Origin of the sequence: Ewingella allii (genome assembly GCF_044430645.1) — a bacterium.
Taxonomy (GTDB): Bacteria; Pseudomonadota; Gammaproteobacteria; order Enterobacterales; family Enterobacteriaceae; genus Ewingella; species Ewingella allii.
In genome coordinates, this window is sequence record NZ_JAWUDN010000003.1 from 266005 (window position 1) to 278378 (window position 12374).

Sequence of the window (12374 nt, forward strand, 5' to 3'; positions counted from 1 at the left end):
ATGGCGATCTCCGAGACATTTGATACCCAAAAGATGCCGCTGATTGATGTGCAGAATCTGTCGGTGACCTTTGGCGGTCAGCGTGCATTGAATGATATTTCACTACAGCTGATGCCCGGCGAAGTTCACTGTCTGGCGGGCACCAATGGCTGTGGCAAAAGCACGTTGATCAAGATTATCTCGGGGGTCTACCAGCCGGACAACGGTTGCAGCATCACCCTCGCGGATAAAAATTTTAACCCGCAAACCTTCAGCCGCCTTAGCCCGGAGCAGGCGCGCAGCTTCGGGGTTCAGGTGATTTATCAGGACCTGTCGCTGTTCCCCAATCTGAGCGTGGCGGAGAACATCGCCTTCGACCACAACCTGCACGGGCTGATGGGCTGGTACCGCCCGTCACGCCTGCGCGACACCGCCAAGCGCATTCTCAGCGAGCTGAATTATCAGCTGGATGTGGATGCCAAAGTGGCGTCGCTGCCGATTGCCCAGCGCCAGCAGGTGGCTATCTGCCGCGCGCTGGTGGCCGATGCGCGGCTGGTGATTATGGATGAGCCGACGGCGTCTTTGACGCGCACCGAGGTCAACCAACTGCTGCGCACCGTGCATTACCTAAAAAGCAAAGGCATCAGCGTGGTGTTCGTCAGCCACCGACTGGACGAAGTGCTGGAGATTTCCGACAGCGTGACGGTCATTCGCGACGGCAAGCGCGTCGGCACTTACCCAGCATCTGAAGTCAGCAGCGAACGCCTGACCGAGCTGATGACCGGCCTCAAACTCGACTATCGCCTCAAGGCCGCTAACCAGAATGACCAGCGCATCATGCTCGAGCTGGACAAGTTGAGCCGCGAAGGCCAGTACCACGACGTCAGCCTCAAGCTGCACGCCGGGGAGGTGCTCGGCCTGTGCGGGCTGCTCGGCTCCGGGCGTACTGAACTGGCGTTAAGCCTGTTTGGCATGACCAAGCCGGACAGCGGCAAAATCTATCTCGACAGCAAACCGGTGCGTTTTCGCGGCCATGAAGATGCCATTAAGTCTGGCATTGGTTATGTCTCGGAAGACCGCCTGACGCTGGGGCTGATTCAGCAGCAGTCGGTGGGGGACAACACCGTGCTGGCGATCATGGATCAGCTGCGCAGCCGTTTTCATCTGATCGACGAATACCGCAAAAACAAGATTATCCAACAGTGGATCGAAAAGCTGGGGGTCAAGGTCGCCAGCCCGGATCAAGCCATTTCCACGCTGTCAGGCGGCAACCAGCAAAAGATCGTTCTGGCGAAATGGGTGCTGACTCAGCCGAAGATCCTGATCCTCGATTCGCCAACCGTTGGCGTAGATGTCGGGGCCAAAGCCAGTATTTATCAGTTGATCCACCAACTGGCGGAAGAGGGGATCTCCATCCTGCTGATTTCCGACGAAGTGCCGGAAGTCTATTTCAACTGTGACCGGGTGCTGCACTTCAGCGAAGGCACGGTGAAAGGCGAGTACCTGCCCGCCAATATCAGTCAACAACAACTTGCGGAGGCGGTGAATGCTTAATCTCAACCGTTTACGCCCGTCCACCAACGAAGGCTATCTGGCCTGGGTGCTGGTCGTGGTGATCGTCACCTTCTCGCTGCTGACTAACCAGTTTTTGACCCTGCAAAACCTGCTGGACCTGTCTGAAAGCTACGCCGTCAGCGGCATTTTCGCCCTCGGGCTGTTCGTGGTGCTGGTCACCGGCGGTATCGACATCTCCTTCGCCGCCGTGGCCTCGGTGGTGCAATACACCATCGCCACGCTAGCGATCCACTACGGCCTCGCTAGCCCAACCGGCACGATTTTGCTGGCGATCGCCATCGGCTCCGTCTTCGGCATGATCAACGCCATTCTGATCTACTGCCTGCGCATCGTGTCGATCATCGTCACCATCAGCATGCAGTCGCTGCTGTTCGGCATGCTGATGTGGCTGACCAACGGCACCAGTCTGTATGACCTGCCGGACTGGCTGGTGACGCCGCTCAAGGTGCTGCCGTTCAGCGTCGGCACTCAGCACTATCAGATTGGTTTGCCGCTGATGGTGATGCTGGCGGTCGCGGCGCTGACTTGGGTGCTGCTGAATAAAACCCATCTTGGTCGCCAGCTGTTTGCCGTCGGCGGCGATCAGGAATCGGCGCGGCGCATTGGCATTCGCGTCGGCGTGCTGCACCTGTTTGCCTACGGCTATCTCGGCGCAATGGCGGCGATTGGCGGGCTGGTGCAGGTCTATCGCGTGGGGGAAGTGGTGCCTAACGCGCTGGTCGGCGGCGAACTGGACGTTTTGGCGGCGGCCGTACTCGGCGGAGCCAGCCTGAATGGCGGCAAAGGCAGCGTGGTCGGGACGTTAATGGGCGTATTCCTGATTGGGATTCTCAAGAACGGCCTGAACCTGATTGGCGTCTCCAACTACTTCATGAACATCGTTATCGGCGTGGTGATCGTGGTGGCTATCACCGTCACTCACTACAAAAAACGCAAAGAAACCGATGTCGGCTTCGCGTGAGGAATCTGCAATGTTAACCAAAACCAAGAGCCTAAAAATGAAGCCCGGCGGCGCGGGTCCGCGCTTCAAATTTGATAACACCACGCTGGGCCTGAGCCTGCTGCTGGTGGTGGTGATTGTCGGTTTCAGTCTGGCGATGCCCGGCCGTTTTTTCAGCGACTCTACCTTTATGAGTGTGGCTTTCCAGTTGCCGGAGCTGGGCCTGCTGACGCTGGCGATGTTCATCCCAATCCTCAGCGGCGGCCTGAATCTGTGCATTATCGCTACTTCCAACCTGACCAGCTTACTGATGGCGTGGGTGTTTCTGACCTACCTGCCGCCGGACGCTAGCCTCGGCCTGCAAGCCGTCTGGCTGACGCTGGCGCTGGTCGGCGCGATGGTGCTGGCGATCGCCATCGGCATGTTGACCGGCGCGCTGGTGGCCTATGTTGGCGCGCACCCGATTTTAGTAACGCTGGCGACCATGACCATGGTTAACGGCATTGGTATCTATCTGTCACGGGGCGCGGCGATCAGCGGCATGCCGGACATCGTGCGCTACATCGGCGCGGATACCCTGCTGGGCATTCCGGTGCCGCTGATCATCTTCTTAGTCACGGCGGTGCTGATCGCGGTGTTTCTCGAACGCACTCGTCTGGGCAAATACATCTACATGAGCGGCAGTAACATCAACGCCACCCACTTCAGCGGCGTCAATACCCACCGCGTGCTGATCGCCATCTACGTGCTATCGAGCATGCTCTGCGTGATTGCCGGGTTAGTGATGATGGCTCGCTTCAACTCGGCGCGCATGGGCTACGGCGACTCCTACCTGCTGCTCACCGTGCTGGCGATTATTTTGGGCGGCACCGACCCCTTCGGCGGCTTCGGTCGAGTGACCGGCGTGGTGCTGTCACTGGTGGTGCTACAGGTGATTTCCACCGGCCTCAACCTGTTGAACGTCAGCCCGCACTTCAGTCTGGCGATGTGGGGCGCGGTGCTGATTGTGGTGCTCGGCCTGAAGTTCTTCCGCAATCGCTATATGCAGAAAAGAGCAGGGCGGATGAGTGCCGCGAAGGCCCGAGCCGCCGCGCCTTAGACCTCATTTTTAATGGCTTAACAACACGCATTTTCAATCTCTCTGAACCCAGGAACAGACTATGGAATACAAAATCTCTCCGTCGCTGATGTGCATGAGCCTGATCGACATTAAACAGCAGCTGGCGGTGCTGAACCGCCGCGCTGACATGCTGCACATCGACATCATGGATGGTCACTATGTGAAAAATATCACCCTGTCGCCATTCTTTATCGAGCAGATCCGCCCGCACACGCCGCTGGTGCTCGACGTACACATGATGGTGGAAAATCCGACCGATTTTATTGAGCCGATTGCCAAGGCCGGGGCGGATTACATCTGCCCGCATGCCGAAACCATCAATCGCGACGCCTTCCGGGTGATCAATCAGATTCGCTCGCTGGGTAAAAAAGTGGGCGTGGTGCTTAACCCGGCCACGCCGGTGGAGTTCATCCAGCACTACATTCACCTGCTGGACAAAATCACCGTCATGACGGTGGATCCGGGCTATGCGGGCCAGCCGTTCATCCCTGAAATGCTGCATAAAATCGCTCAACTGCGCGATCTCAAGCAGCAGAAGAACTACCGCTATCTGATCGAAATCGACGGATCCTGCAACGTGAATACCTATCAGGATCTGATGGGCGCGGGGGCGGAAGTGCTGATCGTCGGCAGCTCCGGTCTGTTCAATCTGGATAAGGATTTGGACAGTGCGTGGGACAAAATGCTCGACCAGATGCGTCAGGCGCGTCAAGCGGCCTAAGGGCGGGAGAGGCTATGGAGCATTTTCTCGGCGTAGACATTGGCGGCACCAACACGCGGCTGATGCTGATGAACGACCAACAGGTTTTTCAGGGATATCAGAAAGTGCCGACCCGCTCTTGGGCCGAACTGGCTGACCCACTCGGCGGGCTTGAGCAACTGCTTGCCGCGTACCTGCAAGGCACTGCTGCACAGGTGTCTGGGGTGATGCTCGGATTGCCGGGGATTTTGTCCCGCGACCGCAATACCGTGTTATCGCTGCCTTTTATTCCGGCGCTCGATAACCAGCCGGTGGCGAAGCAGCTTTCTGCGCGTCTCGGCCTGCCGGTGAGTATGGATAAAGACGTTAACCACTTGATGTGGTGGGACTTAACCCGTCTCGACGTGCTGCCCGACGTGGCCGTTGGAGTCTACCTCGGTACCGGGTTTGGCAACAGCCTGTGGCTGAATAATGATTTTTATCACGGGGCCCACGGCGGCGCGGGGGAGATTGGCCATATCCCGTTAAAAGACAATCACTTGCTGTGCCCTTGCGGCAAAGCTGGCTGCGTCGAAACCCTGACTTCTGGCAACTGGCTTAGCGGCTGGGCCAGACAACACGCGCCACAAACTGCGATGTCAGACTTGTTCGTCAAACACGGCGAACATTCGGATTTGCTGGAGTTTATCGAGCGTCTGGCGCGCACCGTCGCCAGCGAAATGAACATCCTCGACCCGCAATATCTGGTGCTGGGCGGCGGCGTGCTGTCGATGACGGCTTTTCCCATCGAGAAGCTACAGCAGCTGATTCGCTCACATTTGCGCAGCCCGCATCCGGCCAACGGCTTAACTATCGCTATTAGCGGCGTCTCGGACGAAACGGGCTGTCGCGGAGCCTGTCTGGCGGCGCAGCGGCGTTTCGAGCAGCAGCGACCTTCACCGCGACATTTTTCACTCAGGAGAGAGGCATGAACAGAGGCAAGGTATGTGTATTTGGATCATTCAACCTCGACATTGTCGCCGGAATGACCCGTTTTCCTCAGCCGGGTGAGTCGCTGATTGCCCGCAACAGCATGATGGGCGCGGGCGGCAAAGGGGCCAATCAGGCCGTCGCCGCGCTGCGCGCCGGTGCGCGAGTTCACTACATTGGTAAAGTCGGGCGAGATGACTTCGGCACCTTTGCGCGTCGCCATCTCGACAGCGCCGGATTTGATGCCGTGACCCTGTTCTCTACCGCCGAATGTCCGACCGGCAACGCGCTGATTTACGTGGCAGGGGCCGATGCGGAGAACATGATTGCCGTCGACCCCGGCGCGAATCTCACCGTGACTGACGACGAAGTGGAGCAGTGCCGCCCGGCCATTGCCGCCGCCGACATCCTGCTGACCCAGCTGGAAAACAACCTGTCGGCGATTGAGAAGCTGATTGGCATCGCCAATGATAACGGCACCTTTATCATTCTCAACCCTGCGCCTTTCCAGCCAGTACCTGACAGCCTGCTGGCGCAGGTCGATTTGTTGACGCCGAATGCCACCGAATGCACTTTGCTGACTGGCATTGAAGTGCACGACGTGGCCTCCGCCAAAGTGGCCGCAAAAGCATTGCACGCCAAAGGTATTAAGGCGCTGATCATCACCCTCGGCACCCAAGGTGCGCTGCTCTCGGTGGCGGGGAAAACGGACTTGGTTGCCGCGTTTCCTGCTGTTCCGGTTGACACCACGGGTGCAGGCGACGCCTTCAACGGCGCGCTCGCCTCCCAACTCGCCGCCGGAGCCGAGCTCGCCGACGCCGCGCAATTTGCCTCAGCCTACGCCTCAGTCTGTGTCGAACGAGCCGGCGCCGCCTCATCAATGCCAACCTACGCCGAAGCCAAAGAGAGGCAGATGGCGGTGGTTTGAGTTAACTGCCGGTTTCCTGATTTGTCGCCTCTGTGGCGACAGATTAGGGAAGTTTAACACTCAGGTTTCCCCACTTCGTTCAGTAACATTCGCTCGATTTTCATACAAAAAAGTATCATCTGACTGACACATGGCTGAAACACAGAAAGCTTAGCGTAACGGCTTATTTGACTGCCCGGTAATGAGAAATGCGCCGTTCGCTGTTCCCCTGGTTGGTGCTAATGCCCACCTTGATCTTCCTGTTTTTATTCACCTATTTCCCTTTATTCCGTTCTGCGGCCGACAGTCTGTATGACAGCCGGATGAACTCCGATAACCCGCCGTTTGTTGGTTTGCAGAACTATGTTCGCCTGCTGCAAGACGACGTGTTCTGGCGCGCGCTGCTCAATAACCTGTCTTACATTCTGATGACGGTGATCCCCGGTATCGTGCTGGCGCTGCTGCTGGCGGTGGCGCTATGGGAAAATACCGTGCTCAATCGCTGGCTGCGCACGGCCTTTTTCTTCCCGATGATTATCCCGCTGGTTAGCGCCGCCACCCTGTGGTTGTTTATCTTTATGCCGGGGCTGGGGCTTATCGACTATTACCTGGCGAAGTTTTTCGGGCCGATGAACAACAACTACCTTGGCGCGAGCGACAGCGCGTTGATTGCGCTGAGCGTGATTGGCGTGTGGAAATTCGCGGGTTACTACATGCTGTTTTTCCTCGCCGGATTGCAGTCGATTCCCGCTTCGGCGCGCGAAGCGGCGATGATGGAAGGGGCATCGCGCACCCAAACCTTCTTTTATGTCACCTTGCCGCTGCTGCGCCCGACCATCAGTTTTGTGGTCACCATCGCGCTGATTTACGCCATCACTCAAATCGATCACGTGCCGGTGATGACGCAGGGCGGGCCGAATAACGCCACCACCGTGATGCTCTATTACATCCAAAGTTTAGCTAACGACACCCACGATTTAGGCAAGGCCTCGGCCGCGACCTTCCTGACGCTGATTTTGCTGTTTGGTTTCTCGGTGATGAACCTGCGAGTCCTGGAGAGAGGGGCGCACTATGAGCGTTGAAACGTCTGACAACCTGCTGGTGACCGGCACGAAGAGCCGCAGCCGCCATCCTTCCCTGTTACTGCGTGGCGCGCGCCGTTCTACGCTGCCGCTGCTGCTGGTGTGCGGCGCGCTGCTGTGGGTCGCCCCTTTTATCTGGATGCTGTCGGCCTCCTTTAGCGAAAGCAGTTTCGGGCCGGGCATGGCGTCGCTGCTGCCGCGCTTCCCGCTTACGCTGCAAAACTTCCGCGACGCGTGGGACAGTGCCGACTGGCTGCGGCTCTACGCCAACACCATCTTCTTCTCCTTCGGCACCTTCTTGGTCCAGCTGGTGACCATCACCACGGCGGGCTACGTCTTCGCCTACCACGAGTTTCGTGGCAAACAGACGCTGTTCTACCTGCTGCTGATCCAACTGATGATCATGCCGGTGGTGATGATGGTGCCGAACATGATGATCCTCAAACAGTTCGGCCTGCTCAATACATTGACCGGCGTGATGATGCCGTACTTCGCTTCGGCGTTCGGCGTGTTCTTAATGCGCCAGGCGTTTCTCAGCATCCCGCGCGAAATCGAAGAGGCGGCGCTGATGGAGGGCTGTCGCTGGTGGCAAGTGGTGTTCCGCGTGCTGATCCCGATGTCGTGGCCAGCCATTTTGGCCTTCGCCACCGTCAGCATCACCTATCACTGGAATGAATACCTGTGGCCGCTGATGGTGCTCAACGACCCGGATAAACAGGTGCTCACCGTCGGGCTGGTCTCCTTCGCCATGGGCGCGGAGTCGGGCGGGCAGTGGGGGCTTATCACCGCAGGAACGCTGATGGTGTGCTTGCCGCTAATGCTGGCATTCGTTCTGTTCCAGAAACAATTTCTTAAAAGCTTTGGCTTTTCAGGCATTAAATAAACTGCCGTTAAATAAAGGGGTTACCGATGTTTCTCGCTCAAATTTCCGATATGCATTTCCGTAGTCAGGGCCGCAAGCTGTATGACTTTATCGACGTCAACGCCTGCAATGCCGAGGTGGTAAACCAGCTAAATGCGCTAGAAGAGCGCCCTGACGCGGTAGTGATCACCGGTGACATCGTCAACTGTGGACTGCCCGCCGAGTATCTGGTGGCGCGCCGCACGCTGCAAAACCTGCATTACCCGCTGTACATCATTCCGGGCAACCATGACGACAAAGCGCAGTTCCTCGAAGCACTGCACCCGCTGTGCCCTGAACTGGGCCATGACCCGCAAAACATGCGTTACGCAGTGGATGATTTCGACATGCGTTTGCTGTTTATCGACAGCAGCCTGGCGGGCGAGTCCAAAGGCTTTTTGACGCCAGAAACCCTGTCATGGCTGGAAGAGCAGCTGAAAGCAGGCGGCGATAAGCCAACGGCAGTGTTTATGCACCATCCGCCAGTTAAAGTCGGTTCGGCGCAGATGGACTCCATTTCTTGCGAGAACGGCGACGAACTGCTGGCGCTGATTGACCGTTTTCCGTCGCTGTGTCGCGTCTTCTGTGGACACACGCACCGCCTCATTTTCACCCAGTATCGCCAGGCTATCATCACCACTATTCCGGGCACCGTGCATCAGGTGCCGTACTACCACCACAATCCGGCGCCTTTCTACAACCTCGAACCGGCGGCCTGCGTGATGCACCGTCTGGTGGAAAAAACGGGCTTAGTCAGCTACTTGCACCCGCTTTCGCAATATCCGGGACCGTACCTGTACGACGCGACCATCAGCTGCCCGGTGGATGACGAATAATGTCGCGAATTCGTCTTGAGAATATCTGCAAGCAGTTTGAAGGCAGCACGGCGGTGAACAATCTTTCGCTGGAGATCGCTGACGGCGAGTTTCTGGTGCTGGTGGGGCCGTCCGGCTGTGGCAAAAGCACCTTGCTGCGCCTGTTGGCGGGGCTGGAAAACGTCAGCAGTGGGCGAATTTGGCAGGATGGCGAAGACATTACCGCGCTGGAGCCGCGCGAGCGCAACTTCTCGATGATTTTCCAGAACTACGCGCTGTTTCCGCATATGACCGTCGAGCAGAACATCACCTTCGGCATGCGGATGCGCAATGAGCCGAAGTCGCAGCATCGAGCGCGCGTCGATCGCGTGGCTGCGCTGTTGCAGCTCGAGCCGCTGCTGGATCGCAAACCGGGGAAACTCTCCGGCGGCCAGCGCCAGCGCGTGGCAATGGCGCGCGCGATTGTGCGCGATCCCAAGCTGTTTTTGATGGATGAGCCGCTGTCGAACCTTGATGCGCGTCTGCGTACCGAGGTGCGAGATGGCATCATGGCACTGCATAAGCAGTTGAAAACTAGCACATTTTACGTGACTCATGACCAGATGGAAGCCATGACTATGGCCGACCGTATCGCGGTGTTGGACAAAGGCCACTTGCAGCAAATCGGCGCGCCGGAAACCCTGTATGCCCAGCCCGCCAATCTGTTTGTTGCCGGATTTATCGGCACGCCGTCGATGAACATCTTCAAACTGCCTTGCCAGCAGGGCGTGGTGCAGTTTGGCGATCATGCCATTGCCTTGCCAGAGAGCGAGCACGCGCATGGCTTGAACGAAGTCTATTTGGGCATTCGCCCTGAGCACTTGAGCGACCAGCCGAATGAAGAACGCACTTTAGCCCTTAGCGTCACGCTGACCCATCGCGAGCTGCTAGGCGCTGAGTACCTGTGTCATGCCGATACGGGCTATGGACATATCCGTTATCTACTGAAAAATCAGAATGTTAAAAATCTGCGGCGCATCCAGGCCGAGGGGGAATCCACCTTGAATATCCCACAGCCGGGCGACCGCGTGACCTTGTACTTCTCTTTGCACGACCTTCATCTTTTTTCGGGCCAAAACCAGCAAAATCTTCACCAGGAGATCCAACATGCGTTGCACTATGCCTAAACTCCACGCGCTGACACTCGCCCTCGGGCTGCTGTCGGCTGGCGCGGCGTCAGCAAAACAGAATATCGACTTCATGTTCCCGGCGCCGGTTGACGGCAAGCTGACCATGGAAATGACCCGTGTTATCAAAGAGTTCAACGATTCTCAAACCGATGTCGAAGTGCGCGGTATCTTCACTGGTAACTACGACACCACCAAAGTGAAAGCGGAAGCGGCGGCTAAATCAGGCCAGCCTCCGGCGCTGGTGATTATGTCTGCCAACTTCACGGCGGATTTAGCCATCAAAAATGAAATTCTACCGATGGACGACCTGTTCAAATACGGCAACCAAAAAGCCACGCCTTTCCTGACTGAAAACTTCTGGCCCGCCATGCGCCAAAACGCGCAGGTTAACGGCGTGACTTATGCGATCCCATTCCACAACTCGACGCCAATTCTCTATTACAACAAAGACTTGTTCGCTAAAGCGGGCATTTCTGCGCCGCCGAAGAACTGGGATGAACTGCTTGAAGATGCCAAAAAGCTGACGGATAAAGCCAAAGGGCAGTGGGGCATTATGTTGCCATCGACCAACGATGACTACGGCGGCTGGATCCTCTCTGCGCTGACCCGGGCCAACGGCGGCCAATACTTCAACGCCGATTATCCGGGCGAGGTGTATTACAACACTGCCTCGACCGTGGGTGCATTACAGTTCTGGCAGAACCTGATTTATCGCGACAACGTGATGCCATCCGGCGTGTTGAACTCCAAGCAGATCAGCGCGGCGTTCTTCTCCGGCAAGCTGGGGATGACCATGCTGAGTACCGGCGCGCTGGGCTTTATGCGGGAAAACACCAAAGATTTCGAGCTGGGCGTGGCGATGATGCCGCAGAAGGTGCGTAACGGCGTAAGCATCGGCGGGGCAAGTCTGGTGAGCTTCAAAGGCATCACTGACGACCAGAAAAAGGCGGCTTATACCTTCCTGCAATATCTGGTTAGCCCGAAAGTGAATGGCGCGTGGAGCCGTTTCACCGGCTACTTCTCGCCGCGTATTGCCTCTTATGATTTGCCGGAAATGAAGGATTATTTGGCGAAAGACCCGCGTGCCGAAATTGCTCTGCAACAGCTGAAATACGCCTATCCGTGGTATTCAACTTATGAGACGGTAGCCGTGCGTCAGGCGATGGAAAACCAGCTCGGGGCCTTGGTTAATGACCAGAAAGTCACGCCACAGGCTGCTGCGGCTGCAGCGCAGGAAAAAGCGGATGCCATCATGAAGCCCTATGTTGACCAGACGGCGCTCAGCGTACCGAAATAAGTGTTAACGACTCCTCCCTCGCAATGGGGGAGGAGGCAAGATTACTTCAACCAGCCCTGGGCGTGAGCATGGTCAAGATGGCCGCGAATGTGTTGCCACAGCTCTGGATTGATGTCGCCAATGAAAGAATTGCGCGCCAGAACCTGCTCCAGACGGATATTGTTCTCCACCCAGCTTTGACCTTTATTGTTCAGGTTCATCACCACCGGCAGAATACGGTCAATCACCAGCGCAAAGCGCGCTTCCGGGGTTTCACCTGCTTCGTACTCATTCCACAAATCAAGGAACTGCTGATCGAGTGGCGCAGGCAGCATGCCGAATAGACGTTTAGCCGCCAACACTTCTTGGTCATGCACGGCTTCGCGGGCGGCAAGGTCATACACCAGCACGTCGCCGGCGTCGATCTCCACGATGTCGTGCACCAGAGCCATGCGGATCACTTTCTGAATATCGACATCTTTAGGCGCGTAGGGCGCGAGGGACATAGCCGCCACAGCGAAATGCCAACTGTGCTCTGCTGAGTTTTCCTGACGCTGAGTGCCAAGCACCTTAGTGCGGCGTTGTACGCTTTTCAGTTTGTCGATTTCCATCAGGAACTGAAAAACGTCGGTCATTGGGCCGAAATTCAGCGCGGAAGAAGCTACAGACATAATCAAACCTCAGTCATTGGCAGGGAATTCCCCCCTACGATAATCCGATGAGGCGAAAAAATCATGTCTTTACATAAATCAGCCAAGGTTTTTCTCGAATGATAATTCACCGAAATTATTAATAACTTGAACGATTAGAAAGGCTTCAGACTCGGCTTGTTCCGAAATGCTTACCAAGCTAAGAGTATGTTACAACAGTTAATACTAATTTTTGGCTTACACGTGTACACTGGAATTATTCTCAGTTACCCTACTGAGTAGGTAAATTTT

12 protein-coding genes are annotated in these 12374 nt (G+C 56.7%); 11 read left to right on the top strand and 1 reads right to left on the bottom strand.

All coding sequences use genetic code 11. The features are described 5' to 3' along the window. The 11 genes from SBO83_RS10060 (at window position 1) to SBO83_RS10110 (ending at window position 11454) form a co-directional block, all read left to right on the top strand. The gene (locus SBO83_RS10060; RefSeq protein ID WP_396131406.1) at window positions 1-1533 is read left to right on the top strand and encodes an ATP-binding cassette domain-containing protein; all 1533 of its coding nucleotides are present in this window, start codon (window positions 1-3) and stop codon (window positions 1531-1533) included. Further along, window positions 1526-2515 (top strand): ABC transporter permease subunit, encoded by a 990-nt coding sequence (locus SBO83_RS10065; protein ID WP_396131407.1) that lies wholly within the window; start codon window positions 1526-1528, stop codon window positions 2513-2515. The genes SBO83_RS10060 and SBO83_RS10065 overlap by 8 nt, the downstream gene beginning before the upstream one ends. A 37-nt stretch (window positions 2516-2552) precedes the next feature. Further along, window positions 2553-3593, top strand: coding sequence for an ABC transporter permease subunit (locus SBO83_RS10070; protein ID WP_396131500.1), 1041 nt, complete (start codon window positions 2553-2555; stop codon window positions 3591-3593). A 61-nt stretch (window positions 3594-3654) separates the two neighbouring features. Then, window positions 3655-4335 (top strand): D-allulose 6-phosphate 3-epimerase, encoded by a 681-nt coding sequence (gene alsE / locus SBO83_RS10075; protein WP_100936917.1) that lies wholly within the window; start codon window positions 3655-3657, stop codon window positions 4333-4335. A 14-nt stretch (window positions 4336-4349) separates the two neighbouring features. Continuing rightward, window positions 4350-5285, top strand: a complete 936-nt coding sequence (gene alsK, locus SBO83_RS10080; protein ID WP_396131408.1) for an allose kinase — start codon at window positions 4350-4352, stop codon at window positions 5283-5285. Continuing rightward, on the top strand, window positions 5282-6211 hold the full coding sequence (gene rbsK, locus SBO83_RS10085; RefSeq protein WP_396131409.1) for a ribokinase: 930 nt from the start codon (window positions 5282-5284) through the stop codon (window positions 6209-6211). Before alsK ends, rbsK begins: the two co-directional genes overlap by 4 nt. A gap of 188 nt (window positions 6212-6399) precedes the next feature. Beyond that, window positions 6400-7272 (top strand): carbohydrate ABC transporter permease, encoded by an 873-nt coding sequence (locus tag SBO83_RS10090; RefSeq protein ID WP_034792974.1) that lies wholly within the window; start codon window positions 6400-6402, stop codon window positions 7270-7272. Further along, window positions 7262-8155 (top strand): ABC transporter permease subunit, encoded by an 894-nt coding sequence (locus SBO83_RS10095; RefSeq protein WP_396131410.1) that lies wholly within the window; start codon window positions 7262-7264, stop codon window positions 8153-8155. Before SBO83_RS10090 ends, SBO83_RS10095 begins: the two co-directional genes overlap by 11 nt. A gap of 26 nt (window positions 8156-8181) precedes the next feature. Continuing rightward, complete coding sequence (locus SBO83_RS10100; RefSeq protein ID WP_034792970.1) at window positions 8182-9009, top strand: phosphodiesterase; 828 nt, start codon at window positions 8182-8184, stop codon at window positions 9007-9009. Then, window positions 9009-10154 carry an ATP-binding cassette domain-containing protein gene (locus SBO83_RS10105; protein ID WP_396131411.1) on the top strand — a complete coding sequence of 382 codons (1146 nt, stop codon included), beginning with the start codon at window positions 9009-9011 and terminating at the stop codon, window positions 10152-10154. The genes SBO83_RS10100 and SBO83_RS10105 overlap by 1 nt, the downstream gene beginning before the upstream one ends. Further along, window positions 10147-11454, top strand: a complete 1308-nt coding sequence (locus SBO83_RS10110) for an ABC transporter substrate-binding protein (RefSeq protein WP_396131501.1) — start codon at window positions 10147-10149, stop codon at window positions 11452-11454. The genes SBO83_RS10105 and SBO83_RS10110 overlap by 8 nt, the downstream gene beginning before the upstream one ends. Window positions 11455-11495: 41 nt before the next feature. Here the strand turns inward: SBO83_RS10110 and SBO83_RS10115 are convergent, their stop codons facing one another. Then, on the bottom strand, window positions 11496-12104 hold the full coding sequence (locus tag SBO83_RS10115; RefSeq protein ID WP_396131412.1) for an HD domain-containing protein: 609 nt from the start codon (window positions 12102-12104) through the stop codon (window positions 11496-11498). Window positions 12105-12374 lie beyond the last annotated feature (270 nt).

Coding starts and splice junctions, on each gene's coding strand:
- SBO83_RS10060 (WP_396131406.1), top strand. CDS start 1: ATGGCGATCTCCGAGACATTTGATACCCAAAAGATGCCGCTGATTGAT.
- SBO83_RS10065 (WP_396131407.1), top strand. CDS start 1,526: ATGCTTAATCTCAACCGTTTACGCCCGTCCACCAACGAAGGCTATCTG.
- SBO83_RS10070 (WP_396131500.1), top strand. CDS start 2,553: ATGAAGCCCGGCGGCGCGGGTCCGCGCTTCAAATTTGATAACACCACG.
- alsE (WP_100936917.1), top strand. CDS start 3,655: ATGGAATACAAAATCTCTCCGTCGCTGATGTGCATGAGCCTGATCGAC.
- alsK (WP_396131408.1), top strand. CDS start 4,350: ATGGAGCATTTTCTCGGCGTAGACATTGGCGGCACCAACACGCGGCTG.
- rbsK (WP_396131409.1), top strand. CDS start 5,282: ATGAACAGAGGCAAGGTATGTGTATTTGGATCATTCAACCTCGACATT.
- SBO83_RS10090 (WP_034792974.1), top strand. CDS start 6,400: ATGCGCCGTTCGCTGTTCCCCTGGTTGGTGCTAATGCCCACCTTGATC.
- SBO83_RS10095 (WP_396131410.1), top strand. CDS start 7,262: ATGAGCGTTGAAACGTCTGACAACCTGCTGGTGACCGGCACGAAGAGC.
- SBO83_RS10100 (WP_034792970.1), top strand. CDS start 8,182: ATGTTTCTCGCTCAAATTTCCGATATGCATTTCCGTAGTCAGGGCCGC.
- SBO83_RS10105 (WP_396131411.1), top strand. CDS start 9,009: ATGTCGCGAATTCGTCTTGAGAATATCTGCAAGCAGTTTGAAGGCAGC.
- SBO83_RS10110 (WP_396131501.1), top strand. CDS start 10,147: ATGCCTAAACTCCACGCGCTGACACTCGCCCTCGGGCTGCTGTCGGCT.
- SBO83_RS10115 (WP_396131412.1), bottom strand. CDS start 12,104: ATGTCTGTAGCTTCTTCCGCGCTGAATTTCGGCCCAATGACCGACGTT.